Origin of the sequence: Mesorhizobium sp. M0074, assembly GCF_040322975.1 — a bacterium.
In the GTDB taxonomy this organism is placed as follows: Bacteria; Pseudomonadota; Alphaproteobacteria; order Rhizobiales; family Rhizobiaceae; genus Mesorhizobium.
Genome location: NZ_JAMYUM010000026.1, coordinates 46,535 through 63,670, shown reverse-complemented (window position 1 = coordinate 63,670; position 17,136 = coordinate 46,535). Strand labels below are relative to the sequence as shown.

The window sequence follows — 17,136 nt, the reverse complement described above, 5'->3', positions numbered from 1 at the left end:
ATCGCAGCTCAGCTGCCGGCAACCGCCAGCCCGGCCACTTTTTCGGCGCGCAGCAGCATGCCGAACAGGTCACGCGGTTCATCGGGATCGGCCAGAAGGTCTAGTTCCTCGTAAAGGCCGGTCCGCTGAAGCTGATCGCGGACGTAGCGCAGCGCGGAAAAATCCTCGATCGCAAAGCCGACAGAATCAAACAGCGTGATCTGTCCGGCGTCCGTCCGGCCTGCTGCCTTTCCTGTCATCACCTGCCACAATTCGGTGATCGGATGGTCCGCATCGAGTTGCTGGCTCTCGCCTTCGATGCGCGTCTGCGGCGGATACTCGACGAAAATATTCGAGCGCAGCAGAATGTCGCGATGCAGCTCGGTCTTGCCCGGGCAGTCGCCGCCGACCGCGTTGATGTGCACGCCGGACCCGACCATGTTGTCGGTCAGGATTGTTGCCGACCGCTTGTCGGCGGTCACCGTGGTGATGATCTCTGCACCTTCGACGGCCTCCTGCGCCGACGCGCAGAGCTTGATGTCGAAACCCATGCCGGCAAGGTTCTTCATGCATTTGGTCGAGGCCGCCGGGTCGATATCGTAGAGGCGCAGCCTGTCGACGCCAAGCAGCGCCTTGAACGCAATGGCCTGAAATTCCGATTGCGCGCCATTGCCGATGATCGCCATGCACCGGGCGGCCTTGGGAGCGAGGTATTTCGCGGCAACCGCCGAGCTGGCCGCCGTTCGCAGGGCGGTCAGGATGGTCATTTCCGAAAGCAGCATCGGATAGCCGTTGCCGACATCGGCAAGCACGCCGAAAGCGGTCACGGTCTGACGGCCGTCACGCGTGTTCTTCGGATGCCCGTTGACATATTTGAAGCCGTAAAGCTGCCCGTCGCTGGTCGGCATCAGCTCAATGACGCCGTCAATGCTGTGCGAGGCGACGCGCGGCGTCTTGTCGAACAGCTCCCAACGCCTGAAATCCTCTTCGATATAGGCGGCGAGTTCGACCAGAAAACGCTCGATGCCGATGGCAAGCACCAGCTTCATCATGCGGTCGACGCTGACGAACGGAACGATGTTCAAATTGACCGTCATGGCTCAGAACCCCCTCGTCGGGCGATCCATGATCCGCCGGCCCATCAGGCTTGCGGTCAGGTCGACCAAAAGCGTGGCGGTGCGGCCGCGCTCGTCAAGAAAAGGGTTGAGCTCGACCAGGTCGAGACTGCTGACGAGGCCGCTGTCATGCAGCATTTCCATCGCCAGATGCGCCTCGCGGAAGGTGGCGCCGCCGGGAACGGTGGTGCCCACCGCCGGGGCGATCGACGGGTCGAGAAAATCGACGTCGAGGCTGACATGGAGCATGCCGTTGGCGGCGCTCACCCGTTCGAGAAAGGCGCGAAGCAGTTGCGCGATGCCGTGCTCGTCGATCGAACGCATGTCGTGGACCGTCACGCCGGCTCGGCGCAACGCTTCCCGTTCCGCCAGGTCCACGCTGCGGATCCCCAGCGCGCATATGCGAGCCGGGTCCACCTGCGCTGCAAGGCGGGGGAAATAGCCCTCGAAGCCGGGCTGCCCGCTGGCATAAGCCAGCGGCACACCATGCAAATTGCCGCTGGTCGTCGTGTCGAGCGTATGAAAATCGGGGTGCGCATCGAGCCACAGCACGAAGAGCGGCCGGCCGGCATTCGCCGCCCGGCGGGCAATGCCGGCGAGCGTGCCGGCCGAAATGCTGTGGTCGCCGCCGAGAAAGATCGGCATCGCATCGGCGCTCGCGGCATAGGCCGTTTCGCTGATTGCCGCCGTCCAGGCCGCAATTTCCGGCAGCGCCTTCACCGCCGCGTTGCCGTGTACGACAGGACGCATGTCGGCAGGGACGATCGTTCCGAGGTCGGTCAGCGTATGGCCGAGCTCGGTCAGTGCGCCGGCCAGGCCGGCCGTGCGCAGCGCACTCGGCCCCATCTCGCAGCCCATGCGGCCTGAGCCGGCCTGGATCGGCGCCCCAACGATCGTGCAATGCATTTGTCATACCCCGCCAATTACGATGCCTTTATTGAAGCCGGCATCGCTGGCAGAATGAACATGTCAAATTGGCAAATTTGTCGAAGTGCCTTACCATAGCGGCAGCATCTACTTCCGTTGTGAGCAATCATGGACCGCCTCGACGAGCAGATCATCACCTCTTTGCGGCACGACGCCCGGCGCAGCATTTCCGACCTTGCCGTTAGCCTGGGTGTCTCCCGGGCAACGGTAAGGTCCCGGATCGAGCGGCTTGAAAGAGACGGCGTCATCGTCGGCTACACCGTCATTCTGCGCGCCGACGCGGTCGATCAGCGCGTGCGTGGCATCATGATGATCGAGATCGAAGGCCACGCCGCCGATCGCGTCATTCGGGCGCTGGGCGGCTTCTCCGAGGTCTCGACCATCCACACCACCAATGGCCGCTGGGATCTGGTGATAGAACTCGGAACCCAGACCCTGAGCGAGTTCGACGCGGTGCTGAGACGTATCCGCCTGATCCCCGGAATTACCGGCAGCGAAACAAGCCTGCTCCTGGCAACGCCGCGCACCACCAAGGCGCGGCTGTGACCTTCGAGGAACCGCCTTGGGCCTGTAGCGATAACGAAATCCGAAGCCACAGAACCTTCAATTGCCGGTGCGGTTAGAGCAATTCCAGGAAAAGTGTGAAACGGTTTTCCGTTCGGAATTGCGTCAAACAAGAGAGATCGGTTCAGCGTTTCCCCCGATGAACCGTTCTAGGCTCGGACAGCCCTTCTTCGAGGGAGAACAATCATGGCTCACGCCCAGCAGGAACTGGTCGAATTCGTTATCAGCAAAGCGTTCAATCCGGTCGTGCGGGCCAAACCAGACGGAAAATCCGATGCCGAACGCAAGACGCTCGAGCACGTCCAGCAAGCCACGAAGACCGAGATCGAGCGCTATCGCCATTACGGCTCGGCCGAGGAGGTCGCGACCAATTTCAAGCGCGACCTGAGCTCAGATGCCGCCAAAAAGTTGCACTCCCAGCTGCGGCGCCTGCATCTGCCGACGATCGAGGATATTCGCGACGAATTTGAGGACAAAGCCCGCAAGCTCGGGGTCAAGGCCTCGTCGTAGATCCGCGACCGGTCCTCGGTGACGTCCGTCAGGCTGTCATCACAAGCCGTCCTTGGTCGGAGGCCACCCTGACCGAACCGTCTCGGGGATGTTGTCCGACGTCAGATCGCCCCGATTGAGCTTTTCGATCGCTTCATCGGCTTCGCTTTCGTCGAGACCGGAAAGCGGCAACCCGCCGACCACGACGGCTTCGTCGCTCTCGCTGTCATAGACCTCCCAGAGGCCTTCTGAATCCTGTCGTTTGTCGAACGGCATGGCACTCTCCAACACCGCTATTGTACGCCTGCCACCCATTTCAGGGCCTGGGCTTTTTCGTCCTCCGGGAACACCCGCGCCTCGATTTGCGGAAACAGCGCGTCCGTCATTTCCGTAGCTGCCTTGATCCACTGCTTGTCGGAAATCACGGCGGCACGTTTGAAGCGGTGGAACTCGCCAAGTTTGCTCAGCCCATACTGCAGGTCGCGCCGCAAGGCGCCAGCCGTCATGTCCTCGAAATCGGTAAGATCGGTCAGGACGCCGATGTCCTTATGGTCGCTCAGTTTGGCTTCGATTGCCGGGATGACTCTGTCGTAGTCGTCCGCTGTCACAGTGCCGGTGACACGAAAGGCGGCGACGTTCTGGGGAGCGGAAATCATCTCGATCATTTTTCCCCCGGTTTCTGACTGGCTGGCTGCCTGAAACAAACTCGGGCCATTCGCGGATGTTCCCTGCCAAAGGCGTGTTTCACTTCGACCTAAAATGACGATCGGCCGGCTTCCCCGACCGGCCCTCGGATCACCTGGGTGACGACGGTGTAACGCGTGATTTGGCCCTCCTCGGGGTCCTCTCCGTCGAAGTGGATTTCTGCATTCAGCGGCAGCTGCGCGGTGTTGCCGAACTGCTTGACGGCGGAGACATGCACAATCTGCACGTCGGGGTCACGCGTCATGGCGTCCATTGCCGCAAGCTCGGCCGTGCTGCTGCCGCCGATCCGCCAACTGGCTTCCAGCACTCCCGATCGCCAGATGCTCGAGGAATCGACACCTTGGCCGATGTCGTAGTTGCGCCGTGAGGCGAAAAATCCGGGATAGCCATCCATCGCCGCGTCGTAGGTCCTCGCCTGCGCCACAGCCAAACTTAGCGCCGGAGAAAGCTGCAGCCTGTTGAGCGCCTCCCATCCGCCGCGCACGACGACCAGATCGGATCCGCCGTAAACGGGCTGTCCGGCATTGTCGGCCGTCATCCGCTGCACGCCGTAATAGGCGACCGATGTTCCGTCGATCGCCGTTCTGCCAATGCTCAGCGTGACGATGTCGCGAAGCTCCGTTTCGAGAACAAGGCCGTATTCCCTCAGGTCGGAGGATGGATATCGATCCAGCAGCCTTTCGATATCGGCGACGGTCGCGGCGGTGTGCTGGTCGCGGCCCCTCGAAGCGCGCGGTGGCTTGAACCGGACCAGCCCGAGCTGTAGCAGACGTTCCGCTGCGCGCAGCGCGTCGTGGCGTGAAAATGCGGTGTAACCGGGCAGTACGGCCGCGGCGACGGCCCTGCCGAAGCCGGCGTGCCATTCTTTTGGCCGTGCCGCCGATCCGTCCACCAGCTCGTGGGTTATGGCCTTGGTGGTTGCGAGGCGCCAGGGCACCACACCGCCGAAGAGGTCGTCCGGCCCGTTTATGCCCAGTTGGAGCGCATCGACGGCAAGCAGGCTGTCGTCCGGCACGAAATACAGTCGGCCACTGTCACCGCCGCCGTCACGCAGGCCCTGGCGGAAGGCAAAGCCCTTCAACGCCGCAATCGTGCGCGCAACGGCAGCGACGGTTTCCCGCTCGTGGGTATAGATTGTCTCGCCGCCCGGCACGGAGAATGCGACCACAACACCTTTCGCCCCGCTTGGTTGCTTACCGCTTAGCCCGGTCATGTCGCGCCCTTCGTCCATTGCCGAGCCTCTTGCCGCCATTCCGCGGCGATGCGTCCGAACCGAAAAACCCGCTTCCTCGGCGAATGTTCCGGCCAACGGCCGGCTGCGGGTTTGACCAGGTGGCTGCCCGGAACATCGGTGGCTCGCGGTTGTTATGCGGGAACCTCAGCCAGGGAGATCGAGACCATGGCTTTCACGCTCAAAGCTCGATGGCGAAAAAATACCGCCGCGCTATTCCCGCGACGGCGGCAACGTCTCGCCGCCATTGGAGTGGACGGACGCGCCGCAAGGAACCAAAAGCTTCGTCCTGGCCGTCGAGGACCCCGACGCCCCTTCAGGCATGTTCCGTCATTGGGCGGTCTACGACATCGACGCACAGCGGAACTTTCTTCCCGAAGGCACGACCGCCGGCGCCAAGACCGAGAGCCTCGGACACGGCGTCAATGATTTCGGCAATCCTCATTATGACGGCCCCCAGCCGCCGCCTGGGCATGGGCTCCACCATTACCATTTCCGGCTTCTTGCGGTCGACGTCGAGACGCTGCGTCTCGACGAGAAGGCTGCCGTCGAAGACGTGCTGAAACAGGCCGCGCCGCACGTTGTGGGAGAGGCCGAGCTCGTCGGCACATTCGAACGGGCTTGAGACCGGAGCTCGCTGTCGCATGAACTGCGGCGAACGGCCGGAATAATCGCTAAAGCGCGTCGCGTTCGATCGGCCTCATGCGACGCGCTTTAGATTCTTGTTTTTACGCATGTCGTTATCACAAAACCGCTGCACACTTTTGCGCGACATGCATCAGCGGTTCATGTTCATGATCGCGTTCATCGGCATCAAATTGTGGTCGAGGTTGGCCATGATCCAGATCGAGCCGCCAATCACCAGAACTACGATCAGCACGCCGAAGGCAAGCGCTAGAGCGTTGTTGGTGTTGTCCGGCCCCGTCGTGATGTGCAGGAAGAAGACGAGATGCACGCCCATCTGGGCGATCGCAAGCACGACCAGCGCCACCGGAATGCCGGGTGCCCATATCAGGTTGGTTCCGAGCAACCAGAACGAGGCGATGGTCAACAGCGTTGCCAGCCCGAGGCCGATCACATAGCCGCGTAGCCCGGATCCGACTTCGGTGTCGCCGAGGTATTCGTCACCCGGCGCCGTATCGATGTCGTAGCGCTCCAGCCCATCGGTGTCGCGCCGTTGCGCGTGGCGATCGTCCGCATTGCTCATCGACTTGCTCCCAGGAGATAGACCACCGTGAACAGGGCGACCCAGATGATGTCGAGGGCGTGCCAGAACAGGCTGAAGCACATGAAACGCCGAAGAATATCGTCACGGAATCCCTTGGCGAAGATCTGCGCCATCATCGTGAGCAGCCACAGCAGCCCCGCCGTCACGTGAAGGCCATGGCATCCAACCAGCGTGAAGAACGCCGACAGGAAAGCACTGCGCGTCGGTCCGGCATCGCGGGCAACCATATGCGCGAACTCGCGCAACTCGAGCAGGATGAAGCTGGCGCCGAGCACGAAAGTGACAGCCATCGCGACATAGAACCAGGAGCTTCGCCGCGCTGTCACGGCGAGGCTGGCGAGACCGCAGGTAAAACTCGACAAAAGCAGGGCCGCCGTCTCGATCGCGACGTTGCGCAGGTCGAACAGCTCGGCCCCGCTTGGTCCGCCCGCCGTCTTGCCCGCCAGCACGGCGTAGGCCGCGAAGAAGGCCGAGAACATCACGATGTCGCTCAGGAGGAAGATCCAGAAGCCGTAGCCGACGACGATCCGGATCGGTGCCGGGCCGCCGTCGCCGTGGCCAGGTGCATGGCCGTGCCCGCCATGGAGGCGGTAAGGGTCACGCTCTCGAACATCGATCGCGGTCATGGCCTTGGCCCTGTGTAGGTAACCAGCGCCTCGCGGCGGGCACTTCGGTTGGCGCGGTCGATCCGGGCGACTTCGGCGGCAGGAATGACGTATTCGGGGATGTCGCGCCACGCGAATACGACGAAGGTGGCCAAAGCACCGAGAGCGCCGAGCGCCACCATCCACCAGATGTGCCAGATGAGGGCAAAACCCATTACGGTCGCAAAGAAGGCGCAGATGAACCCGGTGGGACTGTTGCGCGGCATCTCGATCGGCTCGTAGTCAGGCTCGTCGCGCAGCCGGTTTTGTTCGCGTGCCCGCTGCTTGATGCTCCAGTAGGGCTCTTCGCCCTCGACATGCGGAAGCGCGGCGAAGTTGAAGACCGGCGGCGGCGAGGGCGTGGCCCATTCCAGCGAGCGGCCGTCCCAGGGATCTCCGGTGGCGTCGCGAAGCGCCGCGCGCTGCCGGATGCTGACGACGAGCTGTACGATCTGCGCGACCACGCCGGCGGTAGTGATTAACATGCCGACGCCGGCAGCCAGCACCCAGGGATACCATGCCGACACGTCGAAATGCTGCATTCGGCGGGTCATGCCGAGCAGGCCAACAGCGTAGAGCGGCACGAAAGTGACGTAGAAGCCGATCAGAGTCAGCCAGAAGGCCAGCTTGCCCCAGCCCTCGTGCAGCCGGAAACCGAATGCCTTTGGAAACCAGTAGGTATATCCCGCGAAGGCGCCGAACAGCACACCGCCGATGATGACGTTGTGGAAATGCGCCACCAGGAACAGGCTGTTGTGGAGCAGGAAATCGGCTGGCGGCACGGCCAGCAACACGCCCGTCATACCGCCGATGACGAACGTCACCATAAAGCCCAGCGACCACAGCATTGGCGTCGCGAAGCGGATGCGGCCGCCATACATGGTGAACATCCAGTTGTAGATCTTCACGCCGGTACCGACAGCAATGATGCTGGTGGCGATGCCGAACGCGGCGTTGACGTCGGCCCCGGCGCCCATGGTGAAGAAGTGGTGCAGCCACACCATGAAGGAGACGATGCAGATGAAGAGCGTCGCGGCCACCATCGAGCGGTAGCCGAACAGCGGCTTGCTGGAGAAGGTAGAGATGACCTCCGAGAAGATGCCGAACGCCGGCAGGACGAGGATATAGACCTCGGGATGGCCCCAGGCCCAGATCAGGTTCACGAACATCAGCATGTTGCCGCCGGCTTCATTGGTGAAGAAATGAAAGCCGAAATAGCGGTCGAGCGTCAGCATCGCGAGCGTGGCGGTGAGGATCGGGAAGGCGGCGACGATGAGCAGGCTGGCGGCGAGTGAGGTCCAGCAGAACATCGACATCCTGAGGTAGCTCATGCCGGGCGCCCGCATCTTCAGGATCGTGGTGACGAAATTGATCCCGGTGAGCAGCGTTCCGACGCCCGATATCTGCACCGCCCACAGATAATAGTCGACGCCGACGCCCGGCGAATAGGCGGTCTCGCTGAGCGGCGGATAGGGCAGCCATCCGGTACGGGCGAATTCGCCGATCACCAGCGAGATGTTGACCAGCAGCGCACCGGTGGCGGTGAGCCAGAAGCTCACCGAGTTGAGCGTCGGAAAGGCAACGTCGCGGACGCCGAGCTGCAGCGGCACGACCAGGTTCATCAGGCCGATGACGAACGGCATCGCCCCGAAAAAGATCATGATGGTGCCGTGGGCGGAAAAGACCTGGTTGAAGTGATCGGGCGGCAGATAGCCGGGCGCCTGGAAGGCGAGGGCTTGCTGGGACCGCATCATGACGGCGTCGCTGAAGCCGCGCAGCAGCATCAGCAGCGCCAGCAGCGTGTACATCACGCCGATCCGCTTGTGATCGACGCTGGTGATCCATTCGCGCCACAGATAGGGGAAATGGCCGGCCAGGAAGACCCAGGCCAGCACGCCGAGAATTGCCAGGGCGACGACCGCCGAGGCGATCATCGGCAGAGGCTGATCGAACGGAATGACGTCCCAGCTCAATTTTCCGAGCATTGTCAGCCTCCTGTCGCGGGCGATACGCTCGGCTCGGGGCGACCGGCCTGGGGACCGGGCGCGGGCGGAACGCCCTGCGTCGCGATTTCATGGAAAAGGTCCGGCTCGACCGAGCGATAGGTCGAAGGCGGCACGTCGATGCTCTGTCTGGCCAGTTCCTGGTAGCTGGCCTTGTCGAGTGCCTGTCCCTGGCTTCGCGCCGAATTGACAAACGCGTCGAAGGCATCCGCTGCGACGGCATGCAGCACGAATTGCATGCCTGGAAAACCGTCACCGCTGAAATGGGCCGACCGCCCATAGAATTCGCCGAGCTGATCCGCCTGCAGGTGAAGCTGCGTCGTCATGCCATTCATCGTATAGATCATGCCGCCAAGCTGAGGCACGAAGAACGCGTTCATGACGCTTGCCGAGGTAAGCGAGAAATGCACCGGCCTGCCCGCCGGCACCACGAGCTGGTTGATGCTCGCCACATTCTGCTCGGGGTAGATGAACAGCCATTTCCAGTCGAGCGAGACGACCTGCACCTCAAGCGGCTTTTGCTGCGAATCCAGCGGCTTCATTGGATCGAGGTCATGCGACCCGATCCAGATGATGCCGCTCAGAAACAGGATGACGAGGATGGGGATCGACCAGACCACCAGTTCGATGCGTCCGGAATAGGCCCATTCCGGCAGGTACCGCGCTCTTGTGTTGGTTTCCCGGAACCACCAGGCAAAGCCGAGCGTCGCCACGATCGTCGGGATGACGATGGCCAGCATGATGGCGACCGAATTGAGCAGGATCGTCCGCTGCGCCGCCCCCACCGGCCCTTGCGGATCGAGCACGCCGCCCTGGCAGCCGGCAAGCAGCCCGACCAGCAAAATCGTCGCGCCGAGGCAGCCAAGACGGATGGCGGCACAGTTTCGAACGATCACCCTCAGCAGCATGAGATCTCGCCGTTTCCTGAAAACCGATTGGAACGTTGCAGGCAGCGTGGCTGCCAACCCCGAATGTGCGCGCCGGTGTGCTCCTGGCGACAGTTTCTTCACGCACGCGGCTCCGGCTGGCAGAACCACATGCGGCGGACGTCATCGTTAAGCGGTCGACCTGTCGAGAACCCCTCCAAATCCTAAAAACCAGCGGCAAATCCCAAGCAACCAGAGCCAAATCTTAAGAAACCAGCGACAGGACCCAGATCGAAGTTATCGCCAGAAACGTGGCGAATGCCAAGGCGGTAAACCGGTTCATGGCCGCGCCCACCGTTGTCCATTTAGTCCGCTCCCCGCGACTCGGCGCTGAATCCAGTGACGCTGCCCAGTGATGCTGCTCCAGATGGCTGCGCCAACCGAACGAATGTTCGTCGCGAAAGTTCCCAAAAAGCCAGATCCATCGCAGCCTTTGGTTGCAGGCCGGCGGCAACGCGATGCGCACCAAGGATGGTTGGGCGGCTTTCTCGCCAAACAGAAGCGAGGACTGGCTTTGCGTATGTAAAAACTACTTGTCTAGGTGAAAATAGTTGCTACTAATCGGCTGGGCCGGCGCATGGCCGCCTCTGGGAGGAATTTCGGCATGACAAGACTGCGCGGCCTCGCGTGGGATCACCGACGCTGCTGGGGTCCGCTCGACGCCAGCATCGGGCCGTATTGTGCCGCCAATCCCGGTCTTGAGATCGAATGGGACCGCCGCAGCCTCTACGAGTTCGGCGAGGGCGCGCTTGGTCCGGTGCTCGGCGCCTATGATCTTGTCGTGTTCGACCATCCGTTCATCGGCGATATTGCCGAAGGCGGGCTGATGGTGCCGTTCGATTTGTCGGCCGAGCAGCGCCGCGGCTTCGAACGGGATTCGGTCGGCGCGTCCTGGCAATCCTACGCAAGGGACGGGCGCCAATGGGCGTTGCCGATCGATGCTGCCTGTCAGGTTGCCTCATATCGCCCCGATCTGCTGGAGCGCTACGGGCCGCTGCCGCGCAGCCATGACGAGGTGCTGGAGCTCGGCCGGCGCGCCTTGAAGGACGGCAAATGGCTTGGGCTGCCGTTGGTGCCGACTGACGCCATGTGCCTGCTTTTGACGCTGGGTGAGCCCCGGGAAGACGGCGACGAGTTCATCGCCGGGGAAAAAATCGAGCAGGCCGTCGGGCAGTTGCGCCAGCTTGCGGCGCTGTCGCACCCGAACTCGCCGAAATGGAACCCGATCCGTTGCTACGATCAGATGATCGCGCATGACGACGTGGTCTACGTGCCGTTCGCCTTCGGCTATGTGAACTACGCCTCTAAGGCAGACAGGCCGTATCTGCGCTTCGCCGACGTGCCGACGCCGCGATCCGCCGGCGCCTTGCTCGGCGGCGCCGGCATCGGCGTCAGCGCCCAATCGAAACACAAGCAGGCAGCCATCGATTACGCGCTATTTCTGTGCTCGCCCGGCTATCAGCGCGGCGACTATGTGAAATCCGGCGGACAGCCGGGGTCGCTGGCGGCGTGGCAGGATACCGAGGTCAACGCGCTCTCGGGCGGCTTCTTCGCCTCGACTCTGGCGACGATCGAAGCCTCCTATCTGCGCCCGACCCATCCGGGCTTCATCAGCTTCTTCCGCCAATGCGCCCCTCATGCCGCGGCGGCGATCGCCGGCGAATTGCAGGCGGCCGAGCTCGCGGATCGGCTGAACCGGCTCTATCGCGAGACCAGGCATGGCCAGCCGCAACGGAGCGTCGCGTAATGGCCGCCGATATTGCCCAGATCGTCGACGAAGGCGAAAGCGGCCGCAACGGCTATCGGGTGCCGGCGGTGGAGAAGGCGCTCGACATACTGGAATTCATGGCTGCCAGCGGCGAGCCGCTGACCCAAACCGAGATCGCCACCGGAATGGGGCGCTCCATTCACGAGATCTACCGCATCCTGCTGTTGCTGGAGAAGCGCGGCTACATTTTCCGGACGCAATCGGACCGCTTCCGCCTGTCGCTGAAGCTGTTCGAGCTGGCGCATATGCATCCGCCGGTAAACCGCCTGGTCGAATGTGCGCTGCCGGTGATGCGCGGCCTGGCCGCCAATGCCGACCAGAGCTGCCATCTCGTCGTGCGCGAAGGCGAGAGCGCACTGGTCGTGCTGCAGATCGATTCGCCTTTGCCGATGCGTTATTCGGTTGCCCTTGGCTCGCATTTCCCGATACTCGAAACGAGCTCCGGCGCGGTGCTGCTGGCGCATTCGAGCCGCGCCGAGCGCGACCGCATCGTCGAACGGATCGTCGCCGCAGGCGAAGGCCAAGGCAGCCGGACGGAAATCGAAGCGCGGCTGAACGAGGTCGCAAGGCTCGGCTATGAAATGCGCGCCTCGCTGGCTGTCGAGGGCTGCACCAACATCTCGATGCCGGTGCGCGACCATACCGGCGCCGTCATTGCCGCGCTCACCGTCCCCTTCCTGCCGCAAAAGGCCGCCCGCTTCGATCGCAGCACCGTCTTCGAGCGGACGAAGGCGGCGGCCGAGACGATATCGGCGGCGCTGGGCGCGGGCGAAGCTGCCGCCTCTTCACGTGCCGACCCGGAACGGCGGGACTATCCGTTCAGCAACTGACAAGAAATACAGGGAGAAGAAACATGAACTGGTCCAAATCGATGCTGTTTGCCTCGGCGGCGGTGCTTGCTCTGAGCGCCGCCGCGGCACACGCCGAAAACATGCCGAAGCGCATCGGCTACGTCACCAACTACGCCACGCATGAGTGGTATCAGAACGTCATCAAGGGCATGCAGTCCCGCGCCAAGGAACTTGGTATCGAGCTCGAGGTGCAGGACGCCAATCTGGACGTTGCCAAGGAGGTCTCCGCCGCCGAAGATTTCATGGCCAAGGGCGTCGACGTCCTGATCATCACGCCCGTCAACGAGGAAGGCGTCGTGCCGCTGCTGCGCCAGGCGAAATCCAACAACGTTCCAGTCGTGCTCGAAGGCAATCCGGTCAAGGGCATGACCACAATGGTCGCGATCTGCGACTACGACACCGGCTACACCGCCGGCGTCGAAGCCGGCAAATACGCCAAGGAAAAGCTCGAAGGCAAAGCCAAGGTGATGAATGTCGGCTTGCCGCTGCTGTCCGCCACGGTGCTGCGGTCGCAGGGTTTCATGGATGGCCTGAAGACCATCATCCCCGACGCGGTCATGGTCCACGACCTCGACGGTGGCGGCAATCCCGATCGCGCGCTCGAGGTCTCTTCGGCGGCACTTGCCAAGAACGCCGACATCAACATCATCTACGGCATCAACGATTCCTCCTCGCTCGGCGGCCTTCAGGCCTGGAAAGCGGCCGGCAAGTCGCAGGACGGCCTGTTGACGGTCGGCACCGGCGGCGAAGGCCTCGCCTTCATCAATGCAATGCAGAACGAGCCGTCCTATCGCATCGAAGCCGCGATGTTCCCGGAAAAGGAAGGCTACACCGCCATCGATGCAGCGGTTAAGCTCTTCAACGGCGAAGAGGTGCCGGAACACATCGTCAGCCCCACCGCGCCGATGAACGGTGACGACTGGAAGAAGTTCTACGACTACGATGGCACCACACGCAAAATCAAATGGGATGCCGTCAATGCGCTTCAGCCACCGGAAAAATGCATGAAAACTTCCGCCGATCTGAAGAAGTAAGGATTCCGGGTAGCCCTTCCCGCACGGCGGGAAGGGTGGCGGATCGGATATGCCGACGGCAAAACAGGGCAACCGTCCTGTTTTGGCCGGCAGTTCCAGACGGCGACGGCACCGATACGGGCCCGGAAATGAAATGGACATGAGCGAGCTTACGCAATCCTCCGCGCCAAGGCGTTTCATCGGCGGCCAGCTGCTGGGCAGCAGCCAGCTGGTGCTCGGCGTGATCCTGGCCGTGCTCTGCATCGCCATTTCGATTGCCGCGCCGCAATTCTATTCCGAGGCCAACATCATCGCCATCCTGCGCCAATGCGCGCTGGTGCTGATCGTCGCCTCCGGCATGACGATGCTGATCATCACCGCGGAAGTCGACCTGTCGGTCGGTGCATCGCTGGCTTTTGTCGGCTGCATCGGCATGGCCGTGCTGAATTCAACGCACAGCCTGACGCTCGGGCTGCTGGCGGCGCTCGCCTTTGCCGGTGCCGTCGGCCTGTTCAACGGGCTGGTCGTCACCAGGCTCAAAGTGAACTCGCTGATCGCCACCATCGGCACCATGATGATGCTGCAGGGCGGCGTTTATCTGTTCACCCGCGAGGCGGTGCAGAACCACCACCGGCTTGCCGGCTTCACCGATCTCGGCGCCGGCTATCTCGGCGCGATCCCGCTGCCCGTAGTCATTGCCGCGCTGATTTTCGCGCTGGCCGCGGCAACGCTGCGCTTCACCACGCTCGGCCGTTATCTCTACGCTGTCGGCGCCAACGAGCGCGCGGTTCGTCTCTCCGGCGTGCGCTCGCAACGGCTGAAACTGTTCGCCTTCGTCGTCACCGGCCTGTGCGTCGGCATCGCCGGCATGATCCTGTCGTCGCTGATGAATGCCGGCCAGCCGACCGCCGGCCGCGGCTTCGAGCTGACGGTGATTGCCGCCGTCATCCTCGGCGGCACCAGCCTGCTTGGCGGCCGCGGTTCGCTGCTCGGCACGTTGCTGGGCGTGCTGGTGCTGAAGGTCATCGACAACGGCATCATCATCCTCGGCTGGAACCAGGACCTGCAGATGGTGGTGCCTGGCATCGTCATCATCCTGGCGACCTATCTCGACATCGTCCGGAACAGAGCCAATGTCGGTTGATTTCCTTCACCCCGGCAAAACCGCGGCCGTCGACAAAAGCGTGCCGGCGCTGGAGATGCGCGGCATCGGCAAGCGTTTTCCCGGCGTGGTGGCGCTGGACAATGTCGATCTGACCTTGGAACCCGGCAAAATCCATGCCCTGATGGGCGAGAACGGCGCCGGCAAGTCGACGCTGATCAAGATCATGGCCGGGGTCTACGGCAAGGATGCCGGCACCATCCGCCTGCGCGGCCGCGAGGCCGACATCAAGTCGCCGCGCGATAGCCTGAAAGAGGGCATCAAGGTGGTGTTCCAGGAGATCGCGCTGATCGCTGAATTCAGCGTCGCCGAAAACATCTTCCTCGAAGGCTATCCGACCGGCAAAGGCGGCTCGATCGACTGGAAGAAGATCCGTGCCGATGCGGCCGCTCTGTTCAAGCGTATCGGCTTCAATGTCGACCCGGCGGCGCGCACGGGATCGCTGCCGGTCAGCCAGCAGCAGATGGTCGAGATCGCCCGCGCACTCGCCCATGAGGCCCGCGTCGTGGTGATGGACGAGCCGACCTCCTCGCTGACGCCGAACGAGGTCTCGCTGCTGTTCACCGTCATCCGCCGGCTGGCCGCGCTCGGCATCGCGGTGCTCTATGTCAGCCACAAGCTCGACGAGGTCTTCGAGATCGCCGACACCGTGACCGTGCTGCGCGATGGCCGCCACGTCTCGACCAGGCCGATCGGCGAGCACACCAACGACACGCTGATCCAGGACATGATCGGCCGGCGCATCGAAAACCTGTTCCCTCGCAAGCGCGGCGCGCCGGGCAGCAAGGTCGCGCTTTCCGTTGAAGGGCTCAGCACCGCCAAGAAGCTGAAGGATGTGTCGTTCGAGGCGCATGCCGGCGAGGTCCTCGGCTTCTTCGGCCTGATGGGGGCCGGCCGGACCGAGCTCGCCAAGGCCATCGTCGGCTTCGACCCGATCACTTCCGGCGCCATTTCGGTCGATGGCAGCCGGCTGCTGCCGCACGAAACGCACACCGGCGTCCGGCTCGGCATCGGCCTGCTCACCGAGGACCGCAAGAGCGAGGGGCTGATGGGCGAGTTGCCGGTCTACCAGAATGCCAGCCTCGCCTCACTCGGCGCCTTCGCCAGAATGGGCTTCGTCGACAAGGTCAGCGAACGCAAGGCGGTGCAGGACTATGTCGACCGTTTCCGCATCCGGACGCCCAGCCTGTTCCAGCAGGTCAAGAATCTGTCCGGCGGCAATCAGCAGAAGGTGCTGATCTCGCGCTGGCTGATGCGAGGCCTGAAGGTGATCGTCGTCGACGAGCCGACCCGCGGCATCGACGTCGGCGCCAAGTCGGAGATTTTTGCGCTCATCGACCGGCTCGCCGGCGAGGGCCTGGCGGTCGTCATGATGACGTCCGAAATGCCCGAGCTGCTGGGGCTTGCCGACCGCATCGCGGTGATGTGCGAAGGCCGCCTCACCGCGATCATGCCTCGCGACGAGGCCACGCAGGAGAACATCCTCAATGCGGCGATCGGCTAAGACGATGACGCTTCGCAAAGGGACCAAGCGATGAGCCTGGCAAGCACCGACACCATGAAAGCTGGGCCGTCCATGCTGGCGCGGCTCGTCGCGCGGCAGGAATTGGCATTGCTCCTCTGCCTCATCCTGGTGATCGCGTTCTTTTCCTTCACCGCCGAGAATTTCTTCTCCGTGCGCAACATCACCAATGTGCTCGGTCAGGCTTCGCTGGCGCTGACAGCCGGCATCGGCTGCGCCATCGTCTTCATATCAGGCGAGGTCGACATCTCGATCGGCTCGCTGCTGGCGACGATCGCGCTGCCGCTGATCATCATCATGAACGACACCAACTCGCTTGTGCTCGGCATCAGTGGCGCGCTGCTGTTCGGGCTGATCATCGGCGTCGTGAATGGCTATCTGACGGCCTATGCCGGCATCAACTCGCTGATCGTGACCCTGGGCACGATGTTCATCATGCGCGGCGGCGTTTATCTCTATACCGGCCAGCGTGCTATTCCAGACGATGCCGCGCTCGACAGCTTCATCGCGCTGTCGGACGGCCGCCTGTTCAACGTCGTTCCCTATTCGGCTGTCATCGCCATCGTCCTGCTCGCCGTCTTCGCCTACGTGATGCAGCACCGGCCGTTCGGGCGGCAGATCTATGCCGTCGGCGGCAATCCGGAAGTGGCACGGCTGGCGGGTTACGACGTGCGCCGCGTCAAGTTCACCTGCTTCATCATCAGCGCGCTGCTGGCGACGGTAGCCGGCATCATCCTGGCAGCCCGCGTCGGTTCGGCGCAGCATACGGCCGGGCTGAATTTCGAGTTCCAGGTCGTTGCCGCCACCGTGCTCGGCGGGGTGAGCCTTGCCGGCGGCATAGGCAGCCTGACCGGCATGGCGCTCGGCGTGCTGATCCTGCAGTTCCTGTCCAACGGGCTGCGCGGTCTCGGCCTGCCGACCGAGTGGCAACTGGTCATCACCGGCATGATCATCATTGCCGCCGTCGCCTTCGACGAAGCAAAGCGCCGGCACGCCATTGGAGGCTGAT

18 protein-coding genes are annotated in these 17,136 nt (G+C 63.0%); 9 read left to right on the top strand and 9 right to left on the bottom strand.

What is annotated here, in order from left to right; all coding sequences use genetic code 11:
- Positions 1–8: 8 nt before the first annotated feature.
- The gene (ocd, locus tag NKJ73_RS28245) at positions 9–1,076 is read right to left on the bottom strand and encodes an ornithine cyclodeaminase (RefSeq protein ID WP_352571844.1); all 1,068 of its coding nucleotides are present in this window, start codon (positions 1,074–1,076) and stop codon (positions 9–11) included.
- Positions 1,077–1,079: 3 nt separating this feature from the next.
- Entirely contained in the window at positions 1,080–2,000 is a 921-nt protein-coding gene (rocF, locus tag NKJ73_RS28240; protein ID WP_352571843.1) for an arginase, read from the bottom strand.
- 129 nt (positions 2,001–2,129) lie between these two features.
- Between rocF and NKJ73_RS28235 the strand changes: the two genes are divergently transcribed.
- Together NKJ73_RS28235 and NKJ73_RS28230 are read left to right on the top strand one after the other, a co-directional pair.
- On the top strand, positions 2,130–2,567 hold the full coding sequence (locus NKJ73_RS28235; RefSeq protein WP_352449541.1) for an Lrp/AsnC family transcriptional regulator: 438 nt from the start codon (positions 2,130–2,132) through the stop codon (positions 2,565–2,567).
- 204 nt (positions 2,568–2,771) lie between these two features.
- Entirely contained in the window at positions 2,772–3,095 is a 324-nt protein-coding gene (locus NKJ73_RS28230) for a hypothetical protein (protein WP_023677054.1), read from the top strand.
- A 39-nt stretch (positions 3,096–3,134) separates the two neighbouring features.
- On the opposite strand, the gene NKJ73_RS28225 is transcribed toward NKJ73_RS28230, so the two are convergent.
- The 3 genes from NKJ73_RS28225 to NKJ73_RS28215 form a co-directional block, all read right to left on the bottom strand.
- Entirely contained in the window at positions 3,135–3,350 is a 216-nt protein-coding gene (locus tag NKJ73_RS28225; protein ID WP_031211849.1) for a hypothetical protein, read from the bottom strand.
- A gap of 17 nt (positions 3,351–3,367) precedes the next feature.
- Positions 3,368–3,739, bottom strand: a complete 372-nt coding sequence (locus NKJ73_RS28220; protein WP_352571842.1) for a SpoIIAA family protein — start codon at positions 3,737–3,739, stop codon at positions 3,368–3,370.
- Between the two features lie 89 nt (positions 3,740–3,828).
- Positions 3,829–5,010 carry a DUF3182 family protein gene (locus tag NKJ73_RS28215; RefSeq protein ID WP_352571841.1) on the bottom strand — a complete coding sequence of 394 codons (1,182 nt, stop codon included), beginning with the start codon at positions 5,008–5,010 and terminating at the stop codon, positions 3,829–3,831.
- Positions 5,011–5,146: 136 nt separating this feature from the next.
- Between NKJ73_RS28215 and NKJ73_RS28210 the strand changes: the two genes are divergently transcribed.
- The gene (locus NKJ73_RS28210; protein ID WP_352571840.1) at positions 5,147–5,635 is read left to right on the top strand and encodes a YbhB/YbcL family Raf kinase inhibitor-like protein; all 489 of its coding nucleotides are present in this window, start codon (positions 5,147–5,149) and stop codon (positions 5,633–5,635) included.
- Positions 5,636–5,788: 153 nt separating this feature from the next.
- Here the strand turns inward: NKJ73_RS28210 and cyoD are convergent, their stop codons facing one another.
- The 4 genes from cyoD to cyoA are packed head-to-tail and all read right to left on the bottom strand — an operon-like array spanning position 5,789 to position 9,793.
- Positions 5,789–6,217: a cytochrome o ubiquinol oxidase subunit IV gene (gene cyoD, locus NKJ73_RS28205; RefSeq protein WP_023677049.1), complete on the bottom strand. Its 429-nt coding sequence runs from the start codon at positions 6,215–6,217 to the stop codon at positions 5,789–5,791.
- Positions 6,214–6,864 carry a cytochrome o ubiquinol oxidase subunit III gene (gene cyoC, locus NKJ73_RS28200; protein ID WP_023677048.1) on the bottom strand — a complete coding sequence of 217 codons (651 nt, stop codon included), beginning with the start codon at positions 6,862–6,864 and terminating at the stop codon, positions 6,214–6,216. Before cyoC ends, cyoD begins: the two co-directional genes overlap by 4 nt.
- The gene (cyoB, locus tag NKJ73_RS28195; protein WP_023677047.1) at positions 6,861–8,867 is read right to left on the bottom strand and encodes a cytochrome o ubiquinol oxidase subunit I; all 2,007 of its coding nucleotides are present in this window, start codon (positions 8,865–8,867) and stop codon (positions 6,861–6,863) included. Before cyoB ends, cyoC begins: the two co-directional genes overlap by 4 nt.
- 2 nt (positions 8,868–8,869) lie before the next feature.
- Positions 8,870–9,793, bottom strand: a complete 924-nt coding sequence (cyoA, locus tag NKJ73_RS28190) for a ubiquinol oxidase subunit II (RefSeq protein WP_084641133.1) — start codon at positions 9,791–9,793, stop codon at positions 8,870–8,872.
- A 622-nt stretch (positions 9,794–10,415) separates the two neighbouring features.
- On the opposite strand from cyoA, the gene NKJ73_RS28185 reads away from it, so the two are divergent.
- The 6 genes from NKJ73_RS28185 to NKJ73_RS28160 all read left to right on the top strand — a co-directional run bounded on the left by NKJ73_RS28185 (position 10,416) and on the right by NKJ73_RS28160 (position 17,135).
- Positions 10,416–11,558: an ABC transporter substrate-binding protein gene (locus NKJ73_RS28185; protein ID WP_352571839.1), complete on the top strand. Its 1,143-nt coding sequence runs from the start codon at positions 10,416–10,418 to the stop codon at positions 11,556–11,558.
- Complete coding sequence (locus NKJ73_RS28180) at positions 11,558–12,409, top strand: IclR family transcriptional regulator (protein WP_023677043.1); 852 nt, start codon at positions 11,558–11,560, stop codon at positions 12,407–12,409. Before NKJ73_RS28185 ends, NKJ73_RS28180 begins: the two co-directional genes overlap by 1 nt.
- A 23-nt stretch (positions 12,410–12,432) precedes the next feature.
- Complete coding sequence (locus NKJ73_RS28175) at positions 12,433–13,464, top strand: sugar ABC transporter substrate-binding protein (RefSeq protein WP_023677042.1); 1,032 nt, start codon at positions 12,433–12,435, stop codon at positions 13,462–13,464.
- Positions 13,465–13,603: 139 nt separating this feature from the next.
- Positions 13,604–14,587, top strand: a complete 984-nt coding sequence (locus tag NKJ73_RS28170; protein WP_352571838.1) for an ABC transporter permease — start codon at positions 13,604–13,606, stop codon at positions 14,585–14,587.
- Entirely contained in the window at positions 14,577–16,109 is a 1,533-nt protein-coding gene (locus tag NKJ73_RS28165; protein ID WP_352571837.1) for a sugar ABC transporter ATP-binding protein, read from the top strand. The genes NKJ73_RS28170 and NKJ73_RS28165 overlap by 11 nt, the downstream gene beginning before the upstream one ends.
- Positions 16,110–16,139: 30 nt before the next feature.
- Positions 16,140–17,135, top strand: coding sequence for an ABC transporter permease (locus tag NKJ73_RS28160; RefSeq protein ID WP_352571836.1), 996 nt, complete (start codon positions 16,140–16,142; stop codon positions 17,133–17,135).
- Position 17,136 lies beyond the last annotated feature (1 nt).